A 24,026-nucleotide genomic window follows, 5' to 3' on the forward strand; every position below is an offset into this window, starting at 1 on the left:
GCGCTCACCCGTACATGTATTTCGGCAGCCACAGCGCCATGCCCGGAAAGACATACATCGCCACCATGAACAGTACGACGATGGCGATGTAGGGCATCACGCCGGAGAATATCTGGTTGATGGTGATGTGCGGCGGCGAGACGCCCTTGAGATAGAACGGCGCCATCGCCACCGGCGGCGACAGGAACGAGGTCTGCAGGTTCAGCGCCACCATCACGCCGAAGAACAGCGGATCGATGCCGAAATCGTCGAGCAGCGGCAGGAAGATCGGCACGAAGATGATGATGATCTCGGTCCATTCCAGCGGCCAGCCCAGCACGAAGATGATCGCCTGCGTCACCAGCATGAAGCCGATCGAGTTCAGCCCCAGGCCGAGCACGAACTTCTCGATGAAGGCCTGCCCGCCGAGATAGGCGAAGACGGCCGAGAAGATCGCCGAGCCGACGAAGAGCCAGCACACCATCGCGGTGGTGCGCGCCGTCAGGAAGACCGACTCCTTCAGTTTCTGGAACGTCAGGGCGCGGTAGCAGATCGCCAGGATCAGCGCGCCGAGCGCCCCCATCGCCGCCGACTCGGTCGGCGTCGCGATGCCGAAGAAGATCACCGCCAGCACGACGATGGTCAAAAGCGTCAGCGGCATGAACGAGACCATGATCTCGTAGACGATGGTGCCGAGCGGCGCGCTCCGCTCCTCCGGCGGCAGCTTCGGCGCGAGTCGCGGTTTCCACATCGCCATGAAGACGATGTAGAGGATATAGGCCGCCGTCAGGCCGAAGCCAGGGATGAAGGCCGCCGCGTAGAGCTTCACCACCGAGACGCCGGCGGTCGCGCCGTAAAGGATCAGCATCACGCTCGGCGGGATCAGGATGCCGAGCGTGCCGCCGGCGCAGATCACGCCGGTCGCGAGCTTCTCGTCATAGCCGGCGCGAAGCATCGCCGGCAAGGCGAGCAGCCCCATCAGCACGACGACCGCGCCGACGATGCCGGACGCGATGCCCCAGAGCGCGCAGATGATCATGGTGACGATGGCGATCGAGCCCGGCAGCCCTCCGATCGCGAGCTGCAGCGCCCGGAACATCCGGTCGAGGATGTTCGCGCGGTCGATGATGTAGCCCATGAAGGTGAACAGCGGCACCGAGATGAGCACGTCGTTGGTCATCGTCGAGTAGGCGCGCTGGACGACGAGCTGGAAGATCGCGTCGCCCATGGCGAAATAGCCGAAGCCGACGCCGAGAGCCATCAGCGTGAAGGCAATCGGGAAGCCGAGCACGATCGAGACGACGAACAGGCCCAGCATCACCACGCCGAGTTGGGCGGACTCAAGACCCAGCATCAGATGCTTCCCTTGTGCTGCCCGATGTCCCTGAGCTTCGCGTCGAGGCCCTTCTCGCTGACCTCCGCGAGGATCTCGTTCTCGAGCTCCTCGACGTCGGACAGCCGATGCGGCCACCGCCCTTCGCGCAGGCAGATCAGGCAGCGCCCCACCTCCGCCGCGCCCTGCGCCGCCATCAGCACGCCCACGACCGGGATCAGCGTCTTGAAGTGGTAGAGCGGCGGCCCATCCGGCGAGAAGGAGGAGTGCTCCCTGATCAGCCAGGAGAACGCGGCGAAGCCGTAGCCGGCATAGATCAGCGCCAGGATGCCGGGGAAGAAGAACAGCAGATAGCAGGCGAGGTCGATCGAGGCCTGCGTTCGCGGCGGCCAGGTCCTGTATTTGAAGTCGCCGCGGACATGCCCGTTGCGCGCCAGCGCATAGGGGCCGGCGAGCATGAACAGCGCGCCATAGAGCATGTAGCTGACGTCGAAGGCCCAGGTCGTCGGCGCGCGCAGGGCGTAGCGCACGAAGACCTCGTAGCAGACGGCGAAGGTGAGGATCACGATCGCCCAGCCGGCGATCTTGCCGATGGCGGAGTTGAAGCGATCGATCGCCAGGATAAACGTCATTCCATCACTCCGGACAGACCCGCGCCGTCATCCCGGCCGGAGCGAAGCGAAGAGCCGGGATCCACGCCTGAACGGTTCAGGAATGGATCCCGGAGCGGCGCTGCTTCGCAGCTTGCCCGGGATGACGGCGTGGTCTTGCGGCGTTGGCAGCTCACGCCTTGAAGAAGTGCGTGTAGGCGAGTTCGCGCGGCGGGGTGTTGACCCGTTCATAGCCGACCGAGCGCTTGACCCATGCCTTCTGCGACTCGACCACCTTCTTGAAGAAGGCGTTTTCGCCGCCGAGCTTGTCGAGCACCTTGTCCCAGGCGGCGAGCTGCGCCGTGAGGATCGCCTCGGGCGTCTGGACGATGCTGACGCCCTTGGTCCGCAGCATGTCGAGATCCTTGGAGTAGCGGTCGAGCGCCTTCCAGAGCATGTCCGATGAGGAGGATTCGGCGGCGTATTTCACGATCGCCTTGAGCTCCGGCGAGAGCGCGTCGAACTTGGTCTTGTTGAAGATGATCTCGAAAGCCTCCGCCGCCTGGTGGTAGCTCTGCAGCATGAACACCTTGGCGACATCCTGGAAGCCGAGCAGCGAATCCGAGGACGGGTTGTTGAACTCCGCCCCGTCGATGACGCCGCGCTCCAGCGCCGGCACGATCTCGCCGCCGGCCAGGATCGTCACCGCCGCGCCCATCTCGCGCATCAGGTCCGCAGCCAGCCCGACGGTGCGGTATTTCAGGCCCTTGAAGTCGTCGGCCGTCTTCAGCTCCTTCTTGAACCAGCCGAGCGGCTGGCACGGCATCGGCCCGGACAGGAAGCCGACGAGGTTGAGCTTGAGCTGGTTCTGGACGAGGTCGTTGTAGAGTTCGTAGCCGCCGCCATAGTTCATCCAGGCGAGGAAGGAATGCGCGTCCCAGCCCAGCGCCGGCGGCGTGCCGAACAGCGAGAACGCCTTGTTCTTGCCGTACCAGTAGGCGCAGACGCCGTGGCCGGCGTCGAGGATCCCGGCGGCGACCGCGTCCTGCATCTGGAAGGCCGGCACCACCGCGCCGGCGGCGAGCACGTCGAGCTTCAGGCGGCCGCCCGACATCTCGTTGACGCGCCTGGCGAAGTCGCCCGCCATCTCGTGGAAGATGTCCTTGGTCGGCCAGGTCGACTGGTATTTCCAGGTCACGGTCTGGGCCCGGCTGACCTGCGGCATGGCGATCGCGCCGGCGCCGGCGAGACCCGCGACCTTGAGGAAGTTGCGGCGGCTTGAACGAGGCTTGACTGTCTCCGACATGGTCATCTCTCCCTGCTGCTCTGTCCTTGTGGCCGGACGAGTCCTTGGAGCGGCTTTTCGCCGCGATATTGCAGAGTTTATCGCTTCTCTTCGCAACGCAAGAGCAGGACGTAAGACTAAGGTCTACAGTCTTGTCCGACCGCCTCTTGCCCTGGCCGGCGCCGCAACAGGCTGGCGGCATGGCTGACGACGATTCTTCGCAGCGCAGCATGGCGAGCGGGCCAGCGGCGGCGGCATAGCCGTGAAACCGTCTCAGCATTCCGGCATTGCTGGACAACCGCCGGAACTTACGTTGTGAAGCAGCGCAAACACGGTCGCGGCTTCGTGAGGACGCGTTCATGTCCGGACCAAGCTCTGTTGCGTTATCGGAAAGAATTGGAAGGACAAGCCGATGCTTTCGAGACGAAACCTGCTGTCGGGCGTTTCCGTTGGCGGCGGCGCGGGCGCAATCGCGTCGATGCTGGCGGTCGAGAACCACCGTGCCGGCGCCGCCGAGGCAACGTTCGGGGTCACGCGGACCGATGCCGAATGGAAGAGTTGCTGACGCCGGCCCAACGGCGTGCTGCGCCGCGAGGCGCGGAGCGCGCCTTCAGCAGCCCGCTCGATCGGGAAAAACGCGCAGGGACTTTCCGGTGCGCCGGATGCAACCTGCCCGTCCATGCGTCGGCGACGAAACTCGACAGCGGCACGGGCTGGCCGAGCTTCTGGGCGCCGTTGCCCGACGCCGTCGGCGCCAGGACCGACCGCAAATTCCTGATGACGCGCACCGAGGTGCATTGCCGGCGCTGCGGGGGCCATCTCGGCCATGTCTTCGACGACGGCCCGCCCCCGACCGGCAAGCGCCACTGCCTCAACGGCGTGGCGCTGACATTCGTCGCCGCCTGACGCCGCGCCGGAAACAGAAAGCCGGCAAATCATATGCGGTGGCGCGCGTTTTAACGGATGCGCGCAACGGAGGATTGATCCCGTTCGGGCCTCCCGTGACGCCGTTTGTCAGCCGGGCTCGCGCCTGGCGGATCTGGCCGCGCGCTCGGCGCTCTTGGCCGCCTTGTCGGTCGCCGTCTTGGTCTTGGCGGCCTTCGCGGCGGCCTTGGCCTCGACGATGTCGGCCTTGGCCTGGGCCTGCTCGGCGGCGACGATCGCGGCGGTCTCGGCCTCGGCCGCCTCCTTGGCGAGGCGCAGCGCGCGCAGGCGCGCGGTCTTCTGCAGCACCGCGTCGCGGGCGGCGCGCTCGGCTTCCATGGCGCGCGAGGCTTCCTGCTTGCGTGCGTCGGCCTTGTCGAAAGCGGCCTGGGCGCGACGCTTGATCTCGTCGGCCGACAATCCTCGCGTGGCCATGGCGGCTCGCTCCGGTCTGGGGCGGGAGCGGAATTCGCGCTTCGGACCGTCGGCCCGGAGCGATCCGGCTCCTCTCAGGCAAGTTCAGACTCGGCCGCCCCGCAGGGTGGAGCGAGGTCGAGGATCTTGCCGGCCCGACATGGAAGCGACGAACCGGGTCTCGGGCCGCGCCTTCACCGGCGGCGGCCGATAGCCCAAAGCCTAGCGGCGGCCTTTGCCGGCGGCGCGCATCTGGGCGTATTGCACGGCCTCGAGCAGCACCTTGCGCGGGCGCTCGGCGTCGCGCTTGGCCTGCTCGGCCTTGCGGGCTGCCTCGCGGGCGAGTTCGGCGATGCGCTCTTCCTCGGCGAGGCGGGCGCGCTCGATCTCGGCGAGGCGCTCGGCCTCGGCGCGGGCGGCGGCCTTCTCGGCGTCGCGGGCGGCGCGCGCGACGGCGACGGCCTCACGTTCCGCGCGGCGCTGCTGCATGATCGGGTCGTCCGGTCCCGGCCTCGCCTTGAAACGCTCGAGAAGCGCCTTCTTGGCGGCTGCGGAGTTGGACTGGCGATCAGTAAAGCTGCGGTCGTTCGGGTTCTTCAAGGTCGGCCTTCTTTGGGTTCACACGGGCGACATGTCGGCCCGCGAGCGGGCAATAATCCAAATCGCCCCGGATTGGTATCGAAATCAACGCGCAGGCGCTGCGCTCCCAGTGCGGGCCGGCCTCGGCTTCGGCTTCGGCGCGGCGATCAGGCCTTCGCGCTGCATCTGCTTGCGAGCGACCTTGCGGGCGCGGCGGATGGCGTCGGCCTTCTCGCGGACGCGCTTTTCGGAGGGCTTCTCATAGGCCGAGCGGCGCTTCATCTCGCGGAACACGCCTTCGCGCTGCATCTTCTTCTTCAGGACCCGGAGGGCCTGGTCGACATTGTTGTCGCGGACGAGAACCTGCATGGCTTTGAGCCTCCTGCGTGTGGAATGACGGAAAAAGGGCCGGGCTTTGAACCCCGACCCCTCATCGTGCCGCATCGTCTCAGGCCCGGAAGGTCTTGGCGCCAGTACATCCGTGGTCGCCCGACCTGAATTCCGGTGCCGACAGATGCGGCCTGGCGGTTCACTCGGCGCGGAGCTGGTCGGCCGACATCTTGCCCGAGCGCTTGTCCTGGACCATCTCGTAGGAGATCTTCTGACCTTCGCGGAGATCGCGCATTCCGGCGCGCTCGACGGCGCTGATGTGGACGAACACGTCCTGCCCGCCATCATCCGGCTGAATGAAGCCGAAACCCTTGGTGGAATTGAACCATTTGACTGTGCCGGCGGCCATGACGAACCTCTTTCGCGAAATGCTGTGACGGCACGCGATCGCTCACGCGCCAGATTTTTCGATTTTTTGAGCGGTGAAGGTCGTCAGCAGGCGCATTTCTCATGCGCGGGGCCACGTCGTTCGGCCTAAATATCGACTTTGCTCATATGAGCGCCAGAGCCGCGCTTGTCAATGCAGCCAGCGGGTGAATCGCCGTCGCGGCCGCCGAAGACGGGCGCAACGCTTTACAAGCGCGCGCTTTTCGCCAAAGGCAGGACGCTCTTTCCATAACCTCGGCGCCATGCCCGTGCAGACCCCCTCGCTCGCCCAGTTCCGCCGGATCGTCGTCAAGGTCGGCTCCAGCCTGCTCGTCGACCGGGCGCGCGGCCGGCTGCGGCAGGCCTGGCTCGCGGCTCTCGCCGAGGACCTCGCCGACCTGCACCAGCGCGGCGCCGACGTGCTGGTCGTCTCCTCGGGCGCGATCGCGCTCGGGCGCACCGTGCTCGGCCTGCCGTCGGGTCCGCTCAGGCTGGAGGAGAGCCAGGCCGCCGCCGCCGTTGGCCAGATTTCGCTGGCCCGGACCTGGGCCGAGGCGCTTTCCCATCACGGCCTCACCGCCGGCCAGATCCTGCTGACGCTCGCCGACACCGAGGAGCGCCGGCGCTACCTCAATGCGCGCGCCACGCTCGGCCGGCTGCTCGACCTGCGCGCCATTCCCGTCATCAACGAGAACGACACCGTCGCCACCACCGAGATCCGCTATGGCGACAACGACCGGCTCGCCGCCCGCGTCGCGACCATGGCCGGCGCCGACCTGCTGGTGCTGTTCTCCGACATCGACGGGCTCTATACCGCCCCGCCCGCGGGCGACCCGTCGGCCCGGCATCTCCCCGTCGTCGAACGCATCACGCCCGAGATCGACGCGATGGCGGGCGGCGCGGCGTCGGAACTGTCGCGCGGCGGCATGCGCACCAAGATCGAGGCCGGCCGGATCGCCTGCGCCGGCGGCGCCCATATGCTGATCGCCGACGGACGCGGGAAGAACCCGCTCGCCGCGATCAACCAGGGCGCACGCTGCACCTGGTTCCTCACCGCGTCCACGCCCGCGACCGCGCGAAAAACCTGGATCGCCGGCTCGCTGGAGCCGCGCGGCTCGCTTTATGTCGATGCGGGCGCGGCGCGCGCGCTCGCCGGCGGGGCGAGCCTGCTGCCGGTCGGCGTCAGCCGGATCGAGGGCGATTTCGCGCGCGGCGACGCCGTCCTGATCCGCGACGCGGCGGGGTTCGTGCTCGGCCGCGGCCTCGTCGCCTATGATGCGGCCGAGGCGGCGCTCGTGCTCGGCAAGGCCTCGCGCGACATCGCCGCCGTGCTCGGCTATCCCGGCCGCGCCGAGATGATCCACCGGGACGACATGGCGCTCGGGCTGGTTTAGAAGATCGGATGAGGGCTGAAGGTGGACGGTCGCCGCCATCCGGCGTGGCGACGCCCAAGCGGACGGGTCGGATATGACGAGCGAGCAGGCATTGCGGGTGGTTGCGACCACCGAGACGCAGGACATCACCGCGCTGATGGCCGATCTCGGGCGGCGGGCGCGGACGGCCGCGCGGATCGTCGCGCTGGCGCCGACGGCGCGGAAGGACGCGGCCCTGCTCGCCATGGCCGACGCGCTGCGCCGGAACGCCCACACCATCCTCGCCGCCAACGCGCTCGACTTGGCCGACGCCAGGAAAGCCGACCAGACCGCCGCCTTCATCGACCGGCTGATGCTCGATGCCGGCCGGCTCGACGGCGTCGCGGATGCCGTCGTCGAGGTCGCGGCGCTGACCGACCCGGTCGGCCGCGTGAAGGCGCAGTGGACGCAACCCAACGGCCTGCGCTTCGAGCGCGTCGCGACCCCGCTCGGCGTCATCGCCGTGATCTTCGAGAGCCGGCCCAACGTCACGGCCGACGCGGGCGCGCTCTGCCTGAAGAGCGGCAACGCCGCGATCCTGCGCGCCGGCTCCGACAGCTTCCGGACGTCGAGCGCGATCGCGGCGGCCCTGCGCGAGGGGCTGGCGGAAGCCGGCCTGCCCGACGACGCGCTCCAGCTCGTCCCGACCCGCGATCGCGACGCCGTCGGCGAAATCCTCAAAGGCCTCGGCGGCTGCGTCGACGTCGTCGTGCCGCGCGGCGGCAAGAGCCTGGTCGCCCGTGTCCAGAGCGATGCGCGCGTGCCGGTCTTCGCCCATCTCGACGGCAACTGCCATGTCTACGTCCATGGGCAAGCCGACCTCGCCATGGCCCGCGCCCTCGTGCTCAACGCCAAGCTGCGTCGCACCGGCGTCTGCGGTGCGGCCGAGACGCTGCTGGTCGACGCGGCCTGCGCCGCGACCCATCTCGCGCCGCTGGTGAGCGACCTGCTCGACGCCGGCTGCGCCGTGAGCGGCGATGCGGCGGCGCAAGCCGTCGATCCGCGCGTCACGCCCGCGACGGAAGCAGACTGGGCGACGGAATTCCTCGACAGGATCATTGCCGTCAAGGTCGTCGCCGGACTCGATGCGGCGATCGACCACATCGCCCGGCACGGCTCCAGCCATACCGAGGCGATCGTCACCGCCGACGCGGACGCGGCCGCGCGCTTCCTGGCCGAGGTCGATTCCGCCATCGTGCTGCACAACGCCTCGACGCAGTTCGCCGATGGAGGCGAGTTCGGCTTCGGCGCGGAGATCGGCATCGCCACGGGTCGCATGCACGCGCGCGGGCCCGTCGGCGTCGAGCAGCTCTGCTCCTTCAAATACCGGGTCCATGGCGACGGCCAGATCAGGCCGTGACCGGCAAGACCGTCGTGACGCCCGATCCCGCCGCGAGCGCCGAGCATCTGCGCCTGCCGCCGCATGCGCCGGGCCTGCGCATCGGCCTGTTCGGCGGCAGCTTCAACCCGGCCCATGACGGCCACAGGCTGGCGAGCCTGACCGCGCTGCGCCGCCTCCAGCTCGACCGGGTCTGGTGGCTGGTGACACCGGGCAACCCGCTCAAGGACAATGCCGGCTTGCCGCCGCTCGCGGAGCGCATCGCCTTCGCCCGCACGATCGCCGACCATGGCCGCATCCAGGCGACCGGGATCGAGGCGAAACTGCGCACGCGCTACACCGCCGACACGCTGCGCGCGCTCACCCTGCGCTGCCCCGGCGTGCGCTTCGTCTGGATCATGGGCTCGGACAATCTCGCCAGCTTCCACCGCTGGAACGAGTGGCGCGCGATCGCCCGGATGATGCCGATCGCGGTGATCGACCGGCCGGGCTCGACCCATCGCGCCATCGCCTCGCCGGCGGCCAACTGGCTGTCGCGCTGGCGCATTTCGGAGAATCAGGCCGGCGCGCTGGCGGGCGCCGAGCCTCCGGCCTGGGTCTTCCTGCATGGCAGGCGCTCGGCGCTGTCGTCCACGCAGCTGCGCCGGGAGGCCGAATCCGATTGAATTTCGGCCCCGGGAGGCGTAATTTGATCGGGTCGCGCTGGAGCGCGTCGTGATCGAGAGGATACGGAACTGAACCGTCAGACCCTTGGCGAAGCCGAGCCCGCGCCGCTTCCCCAGGCCGCTATGTCGGACAACCCGTCCGCCGATAGCGTAGCCCTCGCATTGCATGTCCTCGAAGAAATGAAGGCCGAGGACGTCACCGTCATCGATCTGGTCGGAAAGACCTCGCTGGCCGACGCCATGATCATCGCGTCCGGCCGGGTGAACCGCCATGTCGCGTCCATCGCCGAGTCGCTGGTCGAGGCGATCAAGGGGTCCGGCCTGCCGACGCCCAAGGTCGAAGGCATGCCGGCCTGCGACTGGGTGCTGATCGACACCGGCGACATCATCGTCCACATCTTCCGCCCGGAAGTGCGCCAGTTCTACAATCTCGAGAAGATGTGGGGCGCCGACCGGCCGAACGAGCGGCTCGTCAGCTGAACTGACGTCGAGACCGCATGCGCCTCGCGCTGATCACGGTGGGCCGTCTCAAGGACGGCCCCGAGCGCGAACTCTGCGAGCGTTATCGCGAGCGGGCCGTGGCGCTCGGTCGCGGACTCGGACTGAGCGGCCCCGACATCGTCGAGATCACCGAGGGCCGCGGCCGCCGTCCCGACGAGCGCAAGCGCGAAGAGAGCCAGGCCATCCTGGCCAAGCTCCAGCCCGGCCTCGTCATCGCGCTGGACGAACGCGGCAAGAGCCAGAGCAGCGAGGCCTTCGCGGCCCGGATCACTGCTGCCCGCGATGCCGGGGCGGTTTCCGCCAGCCTCGTCATCGGCGGCGCCGACGGGCTCTCCGACGACATCCGCGATCGGGCCGGACTGACGCTCGCCTTCGGCGCCTTGACCATCCCCCACCAGATCGTGCGCGCGCTCGTGCTCGAACAGCTCTATCGGGCGATGACGATCATCGCCGGCCACCCCTATCATCGCGCATGACGCTTTCGCGCTCCCTGATTCGCAGGTTGCGAGCCGCTACCTGTCCCCTTCCCCCCGCTTGCGGTGGGGAAGGGTCAGGGATGGGGGGGCGTGCAGAAAGAGGCTCGGCCGTGTCGCCCGGCCATACGCCACCCCATCCCAGCCCTCCCCACCGCAAGCGGGGGGAGGGAATGCGCGCAGGCCTCATCGCGCTCTCTCTAATGATTGTACCAGCCGCGGCCCAGGCGCCCTCCCCCGATCCCGAGCAGCTCACCCGCGAGGCGCAGACCAAGCAGGCCGAAAAGCAGGCCCGCGAGGCCGAGCTCAAGGCGATCGAGCAGCGTCTCGCCGGCAACGCCGAGGCGCGGGCCAAGCTGGAGACCGAGATCGCAGCGATCCGCGCCGACCGCGCCGCGCTGAACGGCTCGCTGTTGGACACCACGCGGCGCGCCCAGGCGGCCGAGCGGCGCATCGGCGCGACCGAGGAACGGCTTGCCCTGCTGCAGGCCAGCGAGGCGGCGATCCGGCGCTCGCTCGAAGGCAGGCGCGGCCTGATCGCCGAGGTGCTGGCGGCGCTGCAGCGCATCGGCCGCCGGCCGCCGCCGGCCGTGCTGGTGCGGCCGGAAGACATCCTGGAGGCGGTGCGCGCCTCGATGCTGCTCGGCGCGGTCGTGCCGGATCTGCGCCAGGAGATCGAGATCCTCAGCGCCGATCTCGGCGAGTTGATGCGCCTGCGCAACGGCATCGGCTCGGAGCGCAAGGCGCTCACCGCGGAGTTGGAGCAGCTCGCCGGCGAGCGGCAGCGCCTCGCTTCGCTGGTCGATGCGCGGCGTCTGCGCGAGGCGAGCGCGGCCAGGGACGCCGAGGCGCAGCGCAGCCAGGGCGGCGAGCTCGCGGCGCAGGCGAAGTCGCTGCGCGATTTCGTCGAGCGCATGGAGAAGGAGATTTCGGTCGCGACGCGGGCTGCCGATTCGGCCAGGCAGGCGCTGGAGGCCGAAACGCGCGAGCAGCGCCAGCGCATGGCCGCGCTCGCGTTCCGGGATCCGGCCAGGCTGGCGCCCAAGATCGCCTTCGCGGAAACGCGCGGGCTGCTGGCGCTGCCGGCGGCGGGATCACAATTGCGTGGTTTCGGCGAAAACGACGGCGCCGGAGGAATGACGCGCGGAATTTCTTTGAGCACGCGTCCCGGCGCCCTGATTTCGGCACCATCTGACGCTTGGGTGGCCTATGCCGGTCCGTTCCGCTCCTTCGGGCAACTCTTGATCCTGAATGCGGGCGCGGGATACTATATCTTGCTGGCCGGCATGCAGCGGATCGACGTCACCTTGAATCAATTCGTTCTCGCCGGAGAACCTGTTGCAGTGATGGGCGAAACGTCGGAAGCTGCGGCATCGATCGTCGGCCCGGGAACCGGGCAGCCGATCCTCTATATCGAATTCCGCAAGGACGGCGTCTCGATCGATCCGACGCCCTGGTGGACGAAACCGCAAAGCGAAAAGGTTCGCGGATGATGCGCAAGGTTTCTCTCGTTCTGGCCGGCGCCATCGCCGGCGCGGGCCTGACGGGCGTGGTCACCCAGACCAGGCTGTTCTCCTCGACCAGCGCGGTCGCGGCCTCGGCCGAGGTCTATCGCAGCCTCAACCTGTTCGGCGACATCTTCGAGAAGATCCGCACCGACTATGTCGAGAAGCCGGATGAACAGAAGCTGATCGAGGCCGCCATCAACGGCATGGTCTCCTCGCTCGATCCCCATTCGGGCTATCTCGACGCCAAGTCGTTCCGCGACATGGACACCGACATGCGCGGCCAGTTCGGCGGCCTCGGCATCGAGGTGACGATGGAGGACGGCGTTCTCAAGGTCGCCAAGCCGATCCGCGACACGCCCGCCTCCAAGGCCGGCATCCTGACCGGCGACCTGATCCGCCAGATCGACGAGACCGAGGTCAAGGGCCTCTCCCTGACCCAGGCCGTCGAAAAGATGCGCGGCCTGATCAACACGCAGGTCAAGCTCAAGATCGAGCGCCCCGGCAAGCCCGAGCCGCTCGAATTCACCCTGACCCGCTCGACCATCGTCGTGCCGGCGGTCGAGGAGCGCGTCGAGGCCGATGTCGGCTATATCCGCATCGGCACCTTCAGCGAGCAGACCTATGAGGGCCTGCGCAAGGCGATCGACAAGGTCAACACCGAGATCGGCGTCGACAAGATCAAGGGCTACGTCATCGACCTGCGCAACAACCGCGGCGGCCGTCTCGACCAGTCCGTGCTCGTTTCCGACGCCTTCCTCGAGCGCGGCAAGATCGTCTCGACGCGCGGCCGCAACGCCGAGGAGACGCAGGTCTTCAACGCCAAGGCGGGCGATCTGACCAAAGGCAAGCCGTTGGTCGTGCTGATCAACGGCTCGTCCGCTTCGGCCGCGGAGATCGTCGCCGGCGCGCTGCAGGACCACAAGCGCGCGACCGTGCTGGGCACGCGCTCCTTCGGCAAGGGCTCGGTCCAGACCGTGATCCCGCTCGGCGGCAATGGCGGCCTGCGCCTGACCACCGCGCGCTACTACACCCCGTCGGGCACCTCGATCCAGGCCAAGGGCATTTCGCCCGACATCGAGGTGATCCAGGACATCCCGGCCGATCTCAAGGACAAGCTGACCGAGAACAAGGGCGAGGCGGCGCTGAAGGGCCATCTCAAATCCAGCGACGGCAAGGACGAGCAGTCCGGTTCGGCGTCCTACGTGCCCAACGACCCGACCAAGGACACCCAGCTGATCGCCGCGCTTAACCTTTTGCGCGGGGTCAAGAAGGATGCCGCCGCTCCGGCCGCGGCGCCGGCGCCCGAGGAGCCCAAGCCGAACTGAAAAAGCCGAACTGAAAAGCCTGGCCTGTCTTACCGGAATCGAAACCCTGGGCGGAGAAATCCACCCGGGGTTTTTCTCGGCCTCCGACTCGGGCTCGACGGGACGCGCGCGACGCGACAAGACTAGCGCGCGGGCCGCTGATTCGGGTCCGATGCGCATGAGTTGAGGACGGCTGCCCTTGGCCGGAATGCCGCTCACGGAGCTTGACCGTCCCCTCGGTCAGGACCGCCCCCCGCCAACCGGCAGGCCCTGGGCCCGCTGGATCGCTTGGGGCTGCGCCGGCCTCACCGGCCTTGTCCTTGCGTCGCTGCTGCTCGTCGTGGCGATCAGGCGCGATCCCGCCGGTGGCGAGCCGACCGCGACGGCCTCGATCCAAAAGCGCAGTCCCCCGCCGCAGACCGCCGCGCTGCCGCCCGCCGCGACCGTCCAGCCCGAAACGCGCGCCCAGTCCAGCGCCCGCCAGATGGAGAGCGAGGCCGGCGTCACCGTGGTCAGGCCGGGCTCGGAAGCGCCGGGCTCGATCGTCATCACCATTCCCGACAGCGGCACGGTCAAGCTCGCGACCGCGCCCGATCCGCGCCTGACCGAGCGCAGCCGACACGGCCTTCTGCCGAAGATCGGTTCCGACGGCGCGACGCCGGCGCAGATCTACGCGCGCCCGCTCGGCCCGCCGCCGCTGGCCAAACCGGCCGGCCGCATCGCTCTGCTCGTCGGCGGCCTCGGCATCAGCCAGAGCGGCACGGCCGACGCCGTGACGAAGCTCCCAGGCGCCGTCTCGCTCGCTTTCGCGCCCTATGGCGCCGAACTCGAACGCAGCGTCCAGCGCGCCCGCGGCGAAGGCCACGAGGTCTTCCTGCAGGTGCCGATGGAGCCCTTCGACTATCCCGACAACGACCCCGGCCCGCATACGCTGCTGTCCGGCCCGAAGGCGGCCGAGAATCTCGAACGACTGCAATGGGTGCTCGGCCGCTTCACCGGCTATGTCGGCATCGTCAATTTTCTCGGCGGCCGGCTGACCGCCGACGAAGCGGCGCTGTCTCCGGTGCTGCGCGAGCTCGCCGCGCGCGGCCTGATGGTCGTCGATGACGGCTCCTCCTCGCGCAGCCTGCTCGCCTCCTCGGCGGCGCGCGCCCAGATCCCCGCGCTCAAGGTCGACCGCGTCGTCGACGGCGTCGTCCGCGCCGACGCGATCGACAAGGAACTGGCCAGGCTCGAAGCGCTCGCGCGCGAGCAGGGCGTCGCCGTCGCCGCCGCCAGCGCCCTTCCCGTCTCGATCGACCGGATCGCGCGCTGGGCCGAGACGCTGGAGGGCAAGGGCATCGCGCTCGTGCCGGTCAGCGCCGCGCGCGGCTTCCGCAATCCCGGCGCCACGGGTTCGCTGCCGGGCCCGTCGAGATGACGCCGGACGCCCCTGCCCGCTACCGCCCCTGCGTCGGCCTGGCCCTGTTCAACCGGGGCGGCCTCGTCTTCGTCGGCCGGCGCGCCAACAAGGCCCTCCGCGAGCATGTCGACGCCACCCATCAATGGCAGATGCCCCAGGGCGGGATCGACAAGGGCGAGACGCCGCTGCAGGCCGCGCGTCGCGAACTGCGGGAAGAGACCAACGTCGTCTCCGCCACGCTGCTGGCCGAGGCGCCGGGCTGGCTGAGCTACGACCTTCCAGTCGATATCGGCAAGGAAGCCTGGAAAGGCCGCTGGCGCGGACAGGCCCAGAAATGGTTCGCCTTCCGGCTGGACGAGGGCGCCGAGAGCGAGATCGACATCGAGAACCCGGCCGGCGGCCACAAGGCCGAGTTCGACGCCTGGCGCTGGGAACGGCTGGCGGCGACGCCGGACCTGATCATCCCGTTCAAGGCGGAGGTCTATCGGGCCGTGGCGGCCCTGTTCGCGCCGTACGCCCTGCCTTGACGCGTGGGGCTCGGATGTCGCCGGCGATCACGCCCTTGCGCAACAGAAAGCAGCCATAGGGGCGCGGATCGCCGACCTGCACCACGGCGAACGCCGCCTTTGCCGCCTCATAGAAGGCGAAGCGCTCGATTCCCGCCATCGGCGAGGCCTGCCCCAGCGCCGCGTCCAGTTCGCGCCGCACCTGCGCCTGCACCTCTGGCACGGCCTCGGCATCGCCGACGACTTCCATCCGCCTGACCGGCTCCGGCGCGAAATCGTCGATGGGCAGCACCGACAGGATCGCGCGCGCCGCCCGGGCCATCGTCAGCCCCGGCAGTCTGACCAGCCGCCCGCTGGTGGTCGCGCGCGAGATCGTCTCGGCCGGATGGTTGGCGTCGACCAGAGCGAGATCGTCGCCATGGCCCATCGCCGCGAGGATCCAGAGCAGGTCGGCGGAGAGAACGGGATCGAGGGTCTTGAGCATGGCGATCTTTCGACTGGGTTGAGCGGCCGGTCTCACCGCTTCAGATAAATCCGCTGCGCGGTTCCGCCCATGATCGCGACCCGGTCGGCTTCGGCAAGCGATGATAGCAGCGCCTCGACCGTCTCGGCCCAGCGCGCATAGCTCGCACGCAGCGTCACGACCGGCCAATCGCTGCCGAAGATCAGCCGCTCCGGCCCGAATGTCGCGAGCAGATGGTCGAAGACGGGCTTGAGGGTCGCGATGGTCCAGTCCGGCCTTGCCTCAGTGACCAGCCCGGAGAGCTTGCAGACCACCTTCCGATGCCGCGCCAGCGCCGCGATGCCCTCACGCCAGACAGTGAGATCGCCACCGATGAGATCGGGCTTCGCCGCATGATCGACGACGACGGCCAGCTCCGGGCTGCGCTCCAGCCGCCGCAGCATCGCCGCGATATGGCGCGGCTTCAGCAGCGCGTCGAAGACGAGCCCCGGCCCGGTCAGCGCCGCGAATGCCGCATCGAAGTCGGGCCGCGCCAGCCAGTCGGGATCGGCGATGTCGTGCACCATCGGCCGCAAACCGACGAGCAATTGGTCCCGCGCCAGGACAGCGATGCGTTCGGCCACGTCCGCGGCCTCGAAATCCGTCCAGCCGACGACGCCGGCGACGAAGTCCGTCCGCGCCGCGACGGCAAGCAGGAAACGCGTTTCGGCCTCCGTCGGCGCGGCCTGCACCAGAATCGTGCGGTCGATGCCCTCCATGACCAGCAGGGGGGCGAGGTCGTCCGGTCCGAAATCGCGATGGATGGGTCCGAGCGCCGGCGTCAGCCAGTCGTAATCGCCGCGTGCGAGTTGCCAGAAATGCTGGTGGGCGTCGATCCGCATGGCGTCAGCCCGGCGCCGGCACGTCGGCCGCAATCAGCCCTTCCGCCTTGAGCTCGGCCCAGAGCGCGGCCGGTACGGGCGCAGCCAGTTCGGCGATCTGGTCCGCGACCTCGTTCGGCGAAACCGCCCCCATGACGAGGCTCGCGACGGCCGGATGACCGAACGGGAATTGCAGCGCCGCGCGCCGGAGCGGTACGTCATGGCGGGCGCAGACGGCCTCGATCGCCGCGACTTTCGCCAGAATCTCCGGCGGAGCCGGCTTGTAGTTGTATTTCGCGCCCGGAACCGGCCCGGTCGCGAGGATGCCGGAGTTGAACACGCCGCCGAGCATCAGCCCGATGCCCTTTTCCAGCGCCAGCGGCATGAAGGAGGCGAGCGCCGGCTGCTCCAGCAGCGAATAGCGCCCCGCCAGCAGCATCGCGTCGAAATCCCCGGCCCGGGCGAAGCGCTCGCACATCTCGGCCTCGTTGACACCGACGCCGATCGCCTTGACCGCGCCGGCGGCCCGCAGCCCGTCGAGCGCGCGATAGGCCCCGTTCATGGCTTGCGAAAAGCGCTGCCCGATCGCGTCCGCGCCGTGCGTCCAGACATCGACGTCATGGATCAGGACGATATCGATCGCATCGACGCCGAGCCTGAGCGCCGACTGCTCCAGCGAGCGCATCGCGCCGTCATATGAGTAGTCGAAGCGCAAGGCGTGCGGCAGGCCGCCGAGATAGCCAGAGCCGTCGCCACGCCCGGCAAAGGGCTCCGACACCCGCCCCACCTTGGTCGAGATTGCGACATCGCTTGCAGCCGAGCGCCGCAGCGCAGCCCCGACACGATGCTCCGACAGGCCATGGCCATAGAGCGGCGAGGTGTCGATCAGCCGGACGCCACCGGCCAGCGCCGCCTCGACCGTCGCGACGGCCTGCGCCTCGTCGAGCCGCGCGTAGAGATCGCCGAGCGGCGCGGCGCCGAAACCGAGAGCCGTCACGGGCAGGCCGGCGCGGCCGAGCGGGCGGATCGCGAGGGCGGTCGATGCAGGCATGGCGCGGCGTTTCCCGTTCGGTGCAACCACTATGTGCATGCCAACATGTTAGCTTGCAACCGGCGTCGATCCGGACTAGCGTCCTGGGCAAGATCGGCAGGCCGGGCAACGGCCGCATACCTGTTCCATGGGAGGGACGCGATGACAAACCTGATTCTGAAGCCGACCCGCCGCGCCCTGCTGCGCACGGCCGCGACGCTCGGCGCCACCGCCGCCATCGGCTCGCCGCTGGTGCTGCGCGAGGCGCGTGCGCAGGCCGCCTTCAACTGGAAGCGCTTCTCCGGCACGACCATCGACGTGCTGCTGGTCAAGAACCCGCGCTCGGACCTGATGCAGGCCGCCGAGAAGGAGTTCACCGAGCTCACCGGCATCAAGGTCTCGGCCGAGCAGGTGCCCGAGCAGCAGCAGCGCCAGAAGGCGGTGATCGAGTTCGCCTCGGGCAAGCCGAGCTTCGACGTCAGCGGCATCTCGCTCCACGTCCAGAAGCGCATGGCCGCCAAGGGCAAGTGGTTCGAGGATCTGACGCCCTACATAAAGGATGCCTCGCTGACCGCGCCGGAGTTCGACTTCGCCGATTTCGGCGCCGGCCCGGTCGCCTATGCCCGCCAGGCCGACGGCGCGCTCGATACGATCCCGTTCTTCGTCGACTACTGGATGGTCTACTACAACAAGGAGCTTTTCGCCGCGAAGGGCGTCGAGTTCCCCAGGACCATGGAAGAGATGGCGATCGTCGCGGCCAGGCTCAACGACCCGGCCAAGGGCGTCGCCGGTTTCGTCTCGCGCGGTCTGAAGAACGCCAACGTCCCGGTCTGGGCCAGCCTCCTTCTCGGCCAGGGCATCGAGACGACCTCGCCCGAGGGCAAGCTGCAGACCGACACGCCCGAGGCAGTCTGGGCCGGCGAGCTCTACAAGAAGCTCAATAAGGATACCGGCCCGGTCGGCCAGGTCGGCTTCAACTGGAACGAATGCCAGACCACCTTCATGCAGGGCCGCGCCGCGATGTGGCTCGACGGCATCGGCTTCGCCACGCCGCTGGAGGATCCGTCGAAGTCGCGCATCGTCGGCAAGGTCGGCTACGGCATCACGCCGCCCGGTCCCAAGGCGCACCATGCCGGCATGTTCGCCGACGGCATCGGCATCTCGCGCGGCTCGCAGAAGAAGCAGGCGGCCTGGCTCTACATCCAGTTCATGACCGGCAAGGCTCAGCAGATCGCGATGCTGAAGGCCGGCGCCGGCGCGCCCGGGCGCGCGTCGGCCTATCTCGATACCGACACGATCGCGCAGTCGAAATTCGGCAAGCAGTATTTCGACTGCCTGCTCGGCTCGGCCAGGATCGCCCGCGCGGCGCTGCCGCAGATCGTCCCGGTCACCGAGTTCCGCGACGTCTTCGGCGTGGCGCTGACCAATGCGATCGGCGGCGCCGATGTCTCGGCCGAACTGAAGAAGGCGACGGAGGCGTTTGCGCCGGTGCTGGCCAAGAGCGAGCAGGGTTGAGCGGTCTCACGCTGCCTAAAGAGGAAAAGCGCGGGGAACCCCTCTCCCGGATGGGAGAGGGGCAGGGGTGAGCGACTGTCCGCTTGTTGATGAACGAGACGGAGCCGTCGCGCCTCGTTGCTGAACCGGCAGGCCCTCATCCGGCTCTCCGGGCCACCTTCTCCCATCCGGGAGAAGGGAAGAGGCGTCGGACTTGAACCAAATCGATGACCGAATGACAACAACCGCCCTCCCCGCCACGGCCACCCCGGCCCAGCCCGCGACCTTCACGCACTCGGCCGATTTTACGCCGCGCTACTGGCTGTTCTCGCTGCCGGCGGTGCTGATCGTCTGCGGCGTGATCGTGTTTCCGTGGCTGTTCACGCTCTACATGTCGGCCCATGACTGGAAGATCGGGGCCGGCCCCGAATTCGTCGGCCTGCGTAACTTCGCCGAACTCTTCCGCGACGTCCGCTTCATCGAATCGATGGCGCATACGCTTTATTTCACTGTGCTGGCTGTCGTGCTGCCCATCGTCTTCGGCACGGCCGCCGCGCTGGTCTTCCACCGCGAGTTCCCGTTCCGCGGCATCCTGCGCACCGTCTTCGTGATGCCGATGATGGCGACGCCGGTCGCGGTCGCGCTGGTCTGGACGATGATGTTCCACCCGCAGCTCGGCGTGCTGAACTACCTTTTGTCGCTCGTCGGCATCGGCCCGCAGGCCTGGGTCTATTCGCCCGATACGGTGATCCCGACGCTGATCCTGGTCGAGGTCTGGCACTGGACGCCGCTCGTCATGCTGATCGTGCTCGGCGGCCTCGCCGGCCTGCCGCGCGAGCCCTACGAATCCGCGCTGATCGACGGCGCCAATGCGTGGCACATGTTCCGCCACATCACGCTGCCGCTGGTCTGGCCCTTCATCATGGTCGCGATCGTGATCCGCACCATCGATGCGCTCAAGGCCTTCGACACGATCTTCGTCATCACCCAGGGCGGGCCGGGCACGGCCTCGGAGACGCTCAACATCTTCCTCTATCTGCAGGCCTTCCAGTTCTACAAGATCGGCTACGCCTCGGCCGTGGTGGTGATCTTCTTCGTCATCGTGATCATGCTCTCGCTGCTGCTGCTCTATGCCCGGCAGAAGTCGAAGTGGAACGCGTGATGGCGTGGCTCTCTCCAAGTCTCGCAGGAAGCGCCGCCCTGTCCCCTTCCCCCCGCTTGCGGTGGAGAAGGGCTGGGGATGGGGGGGCGTGCAGAAAGAGGCTCGACGCCGACGCTTGGCGACGACGGCCTGCACTCTCCCCCCCACCCCGACCCTCCCCACCGCAAGCGGGGGGAGGGAGTAGGTCGCGCATCCACGCTTCACTGGCCGAGGTGCGCTCATGACCCGCATCCTCAAGAAAATCGGCTTCTACGCCTCGGTCTTCGTGCTGGTCTCGCCGGCGGTGCTGGTCTTCCTCTGGATGATCTCGCTCTCGTTCAAGAACGAGCTCGACAACACCGCCTTCCCGCCGGTCTTCATCCCCGATCCGCCGACGCTGAAGAACTATGTCGACGTCTTCGCGCAGAACAACTTTGCCTTGTACCTCTGGAATTCGATCCTCGTCACCGGCGGGGCCGTGCTGATCGGGCTCCTCGTCGGCGTGCCGGCCGGCTACGGCATCGCGCGCGGCAAGGCGACGAAGTTCGCCATCCTGATCCTGGTGGCGCGCATGACGCCGGCCTTGTCCTACCTGATCCCGCTCTTCCTGCTCTTCCAGATGACGGGACTGGTCGGCACCATCACCGCGCTCGTCATCACCCATCTCGTCATCACCATCCCGATCATCGTCTGGATCATGATCGGCTATTTCGAGAACGTGCCGATGGAACTCGAGGACGCCGCCCGTATCGACGGCGCCTCGACCTGGCAGGCCTTCCGCCATGTCGCGCTGCCGCTGGCCATGCCCGGCGTCACGGTCGGCGGCATCCTCGCCTTCATCTTCTCCTGGAACAACTTCATCTTCTCGGTCGTGCTCGGCGGCAAGAACAGCCGCACCCTGCCCTCGGCGGTCTACAACTCGCTGACCTTCGAGCAGATTTCATGGGGGCCGCTCGCGGCGGCCGCCCTCCTCGTCACGCTCCCCGTCCTGCTCGTCACCGTGCTGGCCCAGCGCCAGATCGTCGCCGGCCTCTCCGCCGGCGGGCTCAAGGATGGCTGACCACCACCGCTGCGCTTGCCGCAACACTGAACCCTAACTAACATGTCAGCCAGCAACGCCCCTGAAAGAACCGGACCCATGGCTCTCGACCCCAACCGCTTCGGCCTCTCCTGCGCCATCGCCACGCCGATGCGCGAGGGCGGCGGCATCGACCTGCCGCGCCTCGTCCACCATGCCCGCCATGTCCTGGCGCAGGGCTGCGACTCGGTCACCCTGTTCGGCACCACGGGCGAGGGCGCGGCGCTCGGCCTGCCGGCCCGCACCGCGATGATGGGCGCGCTGATCGGCGCCGGGATCGACCCCTCGAGACAGATCTATGCCGGCGTCGCCGCCGCCTCCCTGCATGAATCGATCGAGCAGGCCCGGATCGCGCTTGATGCCGGCGCCAAGGGCCTGCTGCTCGCCCCGCCCTTCTACTTCAAGGGCGTCAGCGACGAGGGTCTCTATGCCTGGTTCTCGCAGTTCTTCGAGAAGCTCGGCCCGTCCGCGCGCAACGTCATCCTCTACCACATCCCCTCGGTCACGGCGATCGACATCAGCGTCGGCCTCGTCCAGCGACTGAAGACCGCCTTCCCCGGCATCGTCGCCGGCGTGAAGGATTCCTCCTGCCATTATCCGACGACCGAGGCCTTCCTGAAGGCCCATGGCGAGCTTGCCATCCTGGTCGGCGACGAGCGCCTGCTCGGCCGCGCGGTCAGGGCCGGAGCCCAGGGCTCGATCTGCGGCGTCGCCAACCTCGTGCCGCATCTGCTGCGCCCTATCGTCTACGAGGGCGCCGAGGACGCGACCGTGAACGCGCTGGTCGACGAGATCTGCAGCCATCCGGTGCTGCCGGCGGTCAAGGCGCTGGTCGGCCATCTCCATGGCGATCCCGGCTATGGCGCGATGCGCCCGCCGCTGGAGGCGCTGGACGAGGGCAGCCGCAACAAGCTCTTCGCCGCCTTCGACTCGATCACCCGCGCCAGAGCCGCCTGAGGAGCCGTTCGTGAGCCAGCCGGAGCCCGACCGCGACGCCGAGCCGCTCAAATTGCGGGAGCGCGCCTATGCGAGCTTCACCGAGCGGCTCCTGGCGCGCGACATCAGGCCCGGCCAGTTCGTGACCCAGCGCGAGCTCGTCGCCATGACGGGTTTTCCGCTCGGCGCGATCCGCGAACTGATTCCCCGGCTGGAGGCGGAGGGGCTGATCAAGACCGTGCCGCAGCGCGGCATGCAGGTCGCCCATGTCGACCTCAACCTGATCCGCAACGCCTTCCAGTTCCGGCTCTTCCTCGAAAAGGAGGCGATCGCGCTCTACACGCTGCGCGCCAGCGACGAGGAGATCGCCGAGCAGCGCCGGCGCCACGAGGCGATCATCGTCCGGGCCGAGGCTGGCGGCGACGACACGATCATCGGCGACGCCGAGGATGTCGACCGGATGATGCACGAGACGATCATCGACCATCTCGACAACGACATCGTCAGCCAGGCGTTTCGCGTCACCTGGCTGAAGATCCGGCTGATCCGGCAATACGAGACCCGCATCCAGAACCACATCCTGATCCCTGTGATGCAGGACCATCTCAAGATCATCGCCGCGATCGAGGCGCGCGAGCCCGAACGCGCCGCGGACGAGATGAGCACGCATATCGGCAACGCCCGCAACCGGGCCATGACTTACTGAGGGATCGGAAGCGGCTTACCGACTGCCTGTATTTCAATCATATCGAGCTGGAAAAAACCGGCCGCATCGGAAGGAGACGCTTCACGCATCATTTGCGAATTTCTACGGATTTAAGTCGATTTTTACCGATTTCGCGTAAGGCGATCGTAGCATCTTCGCTTTTTGACACAACTCCTCAGAGAACCCCATGAAGCGCTTTTCCCTTCGGCTGCCGATCTCGCTGCGCCTTGCCATGACCGGCGTCGTCATCGTCGCCGTCGCGGTCGCGGCGTCGATGCTGGTTTCGATCCGGGCCGCCGACAAGGCGATGCGCGAGCGCGCCCAGTCCAGCCTGACCGTCAACATCAACCTGCTGCGGGATCTGCTCGCGGCCAAGGGCGAGCCCCGGCTGGAAGGCGACAAGCTGTTCTTCGGCAACGAGGCGGTGAACGGCAATTTCGCCGCCGTCGACAAGGTCAAGACCTTGGCCGGCAGCGTCGCGACCGTGTTCATGGGCGATGTCCGGGTAGCGACCAATGTCGAGAAGCCAGATGGCGGGCGCGCCGTCGGCACCAAGCTGGCGCAGGGGCCGGCCCATGACGCCGTGTTCAAGCAGCGCGTGACCTATTCCGGCGCGGCCGATATCCTCGGCGCATCCTATTTCACGATCTACGAGCCGATCGTCCAGAAATCGAACAATCAGGTCATCGGCATCCTGTTCGTGGGCATCAAGCAGGCCGATTTCCTGCAGGTGATCGACACCATGCTGCTCGGCAGCGTCACGGCCGGCCTCCTGATCGCGCTCGTCGGCGGCGGCCTCCTGCTGCTGCTGGTGCGCCGCATGCTGAAGCCGCTCGGCGTGCTGAAGGACGCCATGCGCAAGCTGGCCTCGGGCGATCTCGCGGCCGAGGTTCCGGCCATGCGCGGCGGCGACGAGATCGCCGCCATGGCTGAGGCCTTTGGCATGCTGCGTCAGGCCGGGATCGACAAGGCCGAGCTCGAAGCCGAATCCGTGCGCCAGTCCGGTCTGATGGACGAGACGCGGCGCATGAGCGAGGCCGAGCGGACCGCGTCGCAGCAGCGTCGGATCGAGCAGGCCCAGGAGCTCGAGGTCGTGCTCGGCGCGCTCGCCGGTGGCCTCGCCGAACTGTCGCGGGGCAACCTCACCCACCGCATCGACGTCGACATGCCCGAGGCCTATCTCAAGCTGCGCGACGACTTCAACGAGACGGTTTCGCGTCTTTCCGGGACGGTCCGCACGATCCAGGCGACGTCGGCCGATGTCGGTCTGGCGGCGCGCGAGATCAACATGGGCGCCGACGATCTCTCGAAGCGCACCGAGGAGCAGGCCTCGTCGCTGGAGGAGACC

The 24,026-nt window shown here is 68.1% G+C and carries 25 protein-coding genes and 1 pseudogene; 16 read left to right on the forward strand and 10 right to left on the reverse strand.

The genetic code is table 11. The annotated features are described in order from the left end of the window. Positions 1 to 4: 4 nt before the first annotated feature. The 3 genes from AC1RRW_RS02775 to AC1RRW_RS02785 all read right to left on the reverse strand — a co-directional run bounded on the left by AC1RRW_RS02775 (position 5) and on the right by AC1RRW_RS02785 (position 3,214). Entirely contained in the window at positions 5 to 1,333 is a 1,329-nt protein-coding gene (locus tag AC1RRW_RS02775; protein ID WP_492898968.1) for a TRAP transporter large permease, read from the reverse strand. After that, positions 1,333 to 1,944: a TRAP transporter small permease subunit gene (locus AC1RRW_RS02780; protein ID WP_492898970.1), complete on the reverse strand. Its 612-nt coding sequence runs from the start codon at positions 1,942 to 1,944 to the stop codon at positions 1,333 to 1,335. Before AC1RRW_RS02780 ends, AC1RRW_RS02775 begins: the two co-directional genes overlap by 1 nt. A gap of 151 nt (positions 1,945 to 2,095) precedes the next feature. After that, positions 2,096 to 3,214: a TRAP transporter substrate-binding protein gene (locus tag AC1RRW_RS02785; RefSeq protein ID WP_492898972.1), complete on the reverse strand. Its 1,119-nt coding sequence runs from the start codon at positions 3,212 to 3,214 to the stop codon at positions 2,096 to 2,098. 385 nt (positions 3,215 to 3,599) lie between these two features. Between AC1RRW_RS02785 and msrB the strand changes: the two are divergent. Further along, positions 3,600 to 4,093, forward strand: a pseudogene (gene msrB / locus AC1RRW_RS02790) (peptide-methionine (R)-S-oxide reductase MsrB). A gap of 108 nt (positions 4,094 to 4,201) precedes the next feature. On the opposite strand, the gene AC1RRW_RS02795 reads toward msrB, so the two are convergent. From AC1RRW_RS02795 to AC1RRW_RS02810, 4 genes are all read right to left on the reverse strand, one after another. Next, the gene (locus AC1RRW_RS02795; protein WP_492898974.1) at positions 4,202 to 4,546 is read right to left on the reverse strand and encodes a hypothetical protein; all 345 of its coding nucleotides are present in this window, start codon (positions 4,544 to 4,546) and stop codon (positions 4,202 to 4,204) included. Positions 4,547 to 4,747: 201 nt separating this feature from the next. After that, complete coding sequence (locus AC1RRW_RS02800) at positions 4,748 to 5,125, reverse strand: DUF6481 family protein (RefSeq protein ID WP_492898976.1); 378 nt, start codon at positions 5,123 to 5,125, stop codon at positions 4,748 to 4,750. Between the two features lie 84 nt (positions 5,126 to 5,209). Continuing rightward, entirely contained in the window at positions 5,210 to 5,473 is a 264-nt protein-coding gene (gene rpsU, locus AC1RRW_RS02805) for a 30S ribosomal protein S21 (RefSeq protein WP_492898978.1), read from the reverse strand. A 160-nt stretch (positions 5,474 to 5,633) separates the two neighbouring features. Further along, on the reverse strand, positions 5,634 to 5,843 hold the full coding sequence (locus AC1RRW_RS02810; protein WP_068179468.1) for a cold-shock protein: 210 nt from the start codon (positions 5,841 to 5,843) through the stop codon (positions 5,634 to 5,636). Positions 5,844 to 6,123: 280 nt separating this feature from the next. On the opposite strand from AC1RRW_RS02810, the gene proB reads away from it, so the two are divergent. The 9 genes from proB (at position 6,124) to AC1RRW_RS02855 (ending at position 14,991) form a co-directional block, all read left to right on the forward strand. Continuing rightward, positions 6,124 to 7,254 carry a glutamate 5-kinase gene (proB, locus tag AC1RRW_RS02815; RefSeq protein WP_492898980.1) on the forward strand — a complete coding sequence of 377 codons (1,131 nt, stop codon included), beginning with the start codon at positions 6,124 to 6,126 and terminating at the stop codon, positions 7,252 to 7,254. A 136-nt stretch (positions 7,255 to 7,390) separates the two neighbouring features. Beyond that, positions 7,391 to 8,632: a glutamate-5-semialdehyde dehydrogenase gene (locus AC1RRW_RS02820; RefSeq protein WP_492899034.1), complete on the forward strand. Its 1,242-nt coding sequence runs from the start codon at positions 7,391 to 7,393 to the stop codon at positions 8,630 to 8,632. Beyond that, a complete protein-coding gene (locus tag AC1RRW_RS02825; RefSeq protein ID WP_492898982.1) occupies positions 8,629 to 9,276 on the forward strand; it encodes a nicotinate-nucleotide adenylyltransferase in 648 nt (215 codons plus the stop codon). Before AC1RRW_RS02820 ends, AC1RRW_RS02825 begins: the two co-directional genes overlap by 4 nt. 123 nt (positions 9,277 to 9,399) lie before the next feature. Further along, positions 9,400 to 9,756: a ribosome silencing factor gene (rsfS, locus tag AC1RRW_RS02830; RefSeq protein WP_492898984.1), complete on the forward strand. Its 357-nt coding sequence runs from the start codon at positions 9,400 to 9,402 to the stop codon at positions 9,754 to 9,756. Between the two features lie 17 nt (positions 9,757 to 9,773). Further along, positions 9,774 to 10,253: a 23S rRNA (pseudouridine(1915)-N(3))-methyltransferase RlmH gene (gene rlmH / locus AC1RRW_RS02835; protein ID WP_492898986.1), complete on the forward strand. Its 480-nt coding sequence runs from the start codon at positions 9,774 to 9,776 to the stop codon at positions 10,251 to 10,253. A gap of 200 nt (positions 10,254 to 10,453) precedes the next feature. Further along, positions 10,454 to 11,743, forward strand: a complete 1,290-nt coding sequence (locus AC1RRW_RS02840) for a murein hydrolase activator EnvC family protein (RefSeq protein ID WP_492898988.1) — start codon at positions 10,454 to 10,456, stop codon at positions 11,741 to 11,743. Continuing rightward, positions 11,743 to 13,083: a S41 family peptidase gene (locus AC1RRW_RS02845; RefSeq protein ID WP_492898990.1), complete on the forward strand. Its 1,341-nt coding sequence runs from the start codon at positions 11,743 to 11,745 to the stop codon at positions 13,081 to 13,083. Before AC1RRW_RS02840 ends, AC1RRW_RS02845 begins: the two co-directional genes overlap by 1 nt. A gap of 187 nt (positions 13,084 to 13,270) precedes the next feature. After that, entirely contained in the window at positions 13,271 to 14,482 is a 1,212-nt protein-coding gene (locus AC1RRW_RS02850; protein ID WP_492899035.1) for a divergent polysaccharide deacetylase family protein, read from the forward strand. Beyond that, positions 14,479 to 14,991 carry an RNA pyrophosphohydrolase gene (locus tag AC1RRW_RS02855; protein WP_492898992.1) on the forward strand — a complete coding sequence of 171 codons (513 nt, stop codon included), beginning with the start codon at positions 14,479 to 14,481 and terminating at the stop codon, positions 14,989 to 14,991. The genes AC1RRW_RS02850 and AC1RRW_RS02855 overlap by 4 nt, the downstream gene beginning before the upstream one ends. On the opposite strand, the gene AC1RRW_RS02860 is transcribed toward AC1RRW_RS02855, so the two are convergent. The 3 genes from AC1RRW_RS02860 to AC1RRW_RS02870 are packed head-to-tail and all read right to left on the reverse strand — an operon-like array spanning position 14,933 to position 17,344. Beyond that, the gene (locus AC1RRW_RS02860) at positions 14,933 to 15,454 is read right to left on the reverse strand and encodes an RbsD/FucU family protein (protein ID WP_492898994.1); all 522 of its coding nucleotides are present in this window, start codon (positions 15,452 to 15,454) and stop codon (positions 14,933 to 14,935) included. The genes AC1RRW_RS02855 and AC1RRW_RS02860 overlap by 59 nt on opposite strands. A 32-nt stretch (positions 15,455 to 15,486) precedes the next feature. Then, complete coding sequence (locus tag AC1RRW_RS02865; protein WP_492898996.1) at positions 15,487 to 16,314, reverse strand: amidohydrolase family protein; 828 nt, start codon at positions 16,312 to 16,314, stop codon at positions 15,487 to 15,489. A 4-nt stretch (positions 16,315 to 16,318) separates the two neighbouring features. Continuing rightward, positions 16,319 to 17,344: an aldo/keto reductase gene (locus AC1RRW_RS02870; RefSeq protein WP_492898998.1), complete on the reverse strand. Its 1,026-nt coding sequence runs from the start codon at positions 17,342 to 17,344 to the stop codon at positions 16,319 to 16,321. Between the two features lie 141 nt (positions 17,345 to 17,485). Between AC1RRW_RS02870 and AC1RRW_RS02875 the strand changes: the two genes are divergently transcribed. The 6 genes from AC1RRW_RS02875 to AC1RRW_RS02900 all read left to right on the forward strand — a co-directional run. After that, positions 17,486 to 18,838 (forward strand): ABC transporter substrate-binding protein, encoded by a 1,353-nt coding sequence (locus tag AC1RRW_RS02875; RefSeq protein ID WP_492899000.1) that lies wholly within the window; start codon positions 17,486 to 17,488, stop codon positions 18,836 to 18,838. Between the two features lie 214 nt (positions 18,839 to 19,052). Continuing rightward, positions 19,053 to 19,979: a carbohydrate ABC transporter permease gene (locus AC1RRW_RS02880; protein ID WP_492899002.1), complete on the forward strand. Its 927-nt coding sequence runs from the start codon at positions 19,053 to 19,055 to the stop codon at positions 19,977 to 19,979. A 220-nt stretch (positions 19,980 to 20,199) separates the two neighbouring features. Continuing rightward, positions 20,200 to 21,018 carry a carbohydrate ABC transporter permease gene (locus AC1RRW_RS02885; RefSeq protein ID WP_492899004.1) on the forward strand — a complete coding sequence of 273 codons (819 nt, stop codon included), beginning with the start codon at positions 20,200 to 20,202 and terminating at the stop codon, positions 21,016 to 21,018. 78 nt (positions 21,019 to 21,096) lie between these two features. Then, positions 21,097 to 21,993, forward strand: a complete 897-nt coding sequence (locus AC1RRW_RS02890; protein WP_492899006.1) for a dihydrodipicolinate synthase family protein — start codon at positions 21,097 to 21,099, stop codon at positions 21,991 to 21,993. 10 nt (positions 21,994 to 22,003) lie between these two features. Then, positions 22,004 to 22,678: a GntR family transcriptional regulator gene (locus AC1RRW_RS02895; RefSeq protein ID WP_492899008.1), complete on the forward strand. Its 675-nt coding sequence runs from the start codon at positions 22,004 to 22,006 to the stop codon at positions 22,676 to 22,678. 187 nt (positions 22,679 to 22,865) lie between these two features. Further along, positions 22,866 to 24,026: methyl-accepting chemotaxis protein (locus tag AC1RRW_RS02900; RefSeq protein WP_492899010.1), on the forward strand; the 1,161-nt coding region annotated here is incomplete at its 3' end.

The sequence above is a fragment of the Allobosea sp. GW821-FHT12C12 genome (assembly GCF_058807355.1).

Excerpts from the sequence above, each read along its gene's own strand:
- AC1RRW_RS02840 (WP_492898988.1), top strand. The coding sequence starts at position 10,454 with ATGATTGTACCAGCCGCGGCCCAGGCGCCCTCCCCCGATCCCGAGCAG.
- proB (WP_492898980.1), top strand. The coding sequence starts at position 6,124 with ATGCCCGTGCAGACCCCCTCGCTCGCCCAGTTCCGCCGGATCGTCGTC.
- AC1RRW_RS02845 (WP_492898990.1), top strand. The coding sequence starts at position 11,743 with ATGCGCAAGGTTTCTCTCGTTCTGGCCGGCGCCATCGCCGGCGCGGGC.
- rpsU (WP_492898978.1), bottom strand. The coding sequence starts at position 5,473 with ATGCAGGTTCTCGTCCGCGACAACAATGTCGACCAGGCCCTCCGGGTC.
- AC1RRW_RS02850 (WP_492899035.1), top strand. The coding sequence starts at position 13,271 with ATGCCGCTCACGGAGCTTGACCGTCCCCTCGGTCAGGACCGCCCCCCG.
- AC1RRW_RS02870 (WP_492898998.1), bottom strand. The coding sequence starts at position 17,344 with ATGCCTGCATCGACCGCCCTCGCGATCCGCCCGCTCGGCCGCGCCGGC.
- AC1RRW_RS02885 (WP_492899004.1), top strand. The coding sequence starts at position 20,200 with ATGACCCGCATCCTCAAGAAAATCGGCTTCTACGCCTCGGTCTTCGTG.
- AC1RRW_RS02860 (WP_492898994.1), bottom strand. The coding sequence starts at position 15,454 with ATGCTCAAGACCCTCGATCCCGTTCTCTCCGCCGACCTGCTCTGGATC.
- AC1RRW_RS02875 (WP_492899000.1), top strand. The coding sequence starts at position 17,486 with ATGACAAACCTGATTCTGAAGCCGACCCGCCGCGCCCTGCTGCGCACG.
- AC1RRW_RS02775 (WP_492898968.1), bottom strand. The coding sequence starts at position 1,333 with ATGCTGGGTCTTGAGTCCGCCCAACTCGGCGTGGTGATGCTGGGCCTG.
- AC1RRW_RS02880 (WP_492899002.1), top strand. The coding sequence starts at position 19,053 with ATGACAACAACCGCCCTCCCCGCCACGGCCACCCCGGCCCAGCCCGCG.
- AC1RRW_RS02795 (WP_492898974.1), bottom strand. The coding sequence starts at position 4,546 with ATGGCCACGCGAGGATTGTCGGCCGACGAGATCAAGCGTCGCGCCCAG.
- rsfS (WP_492898984.1), top strand. The coding sequence starts at position 9,400 with ATGTCGGACAACCCGTCCGCCGATAGCGTAGCCCTCGCATTGCATGTC.
- AC1RRW_RS02890 (WP_492899006.1), top strand. The coding sequence starts at position 21,097 with ATGGCTCTCGACCCCAACCGCTTCGGCCTCTCCTGCGCCATCGCCACG.
- AC1RRW_RS02865 (WP_492898996.1), bottom strand. The coding sequence starts at position 16,314 with ATGCGGATCGACGCCCACCAGCATTTCTGGCAACTCGCACGCGGCGAT.
- AC1RRW_RS02820 (WP_492899034.1), top strand. The coding sequence starts at position 7,391 with ATGGCCGATCTCGGGCGGCGGGCGCGGACGGCCGCGCGGATCGTCGCG.
- AC1RRW_RS02810 (WP_068179468.1), bottom strand. The coding sequence starts at position 5,843 with ATGGCCGCCGGCACAGTCAAATGGTTCAATTCCACCAAGGGTTTCGGC.
- rlmH (WP_492898986.1), top strand. The coding sequence starts at position 9,774 with ATGCGCCTCGCGCTGATCACGGTGGGCCGTCTCAAGGACGGCCCCGAG.
- AC1RRW_RS02785 (WP_492898972.1), bottom strand. The coding sequence starts at position 3,214 with ATGACCATGTCGGAGACAGTCAAGCCTCGTTCAAGCCGCCGCAACTTC.
- AC1RRW_RS02780 (WP_492898970.1), bottom strand. The coding sequence starts at position 1,944 with ATGACGTTTATCCTGGCGATCGATCGCTTCAACTCCGCCATCGGCAAG.
- AC1RRW_RS02855 (WP_492898992.1), top strand. The coding sequence starts at position 14,479 with ATGACGCCGGACGCCCCTGCCCGCTACCGCCCCTGCGTCGGCCTGGCC.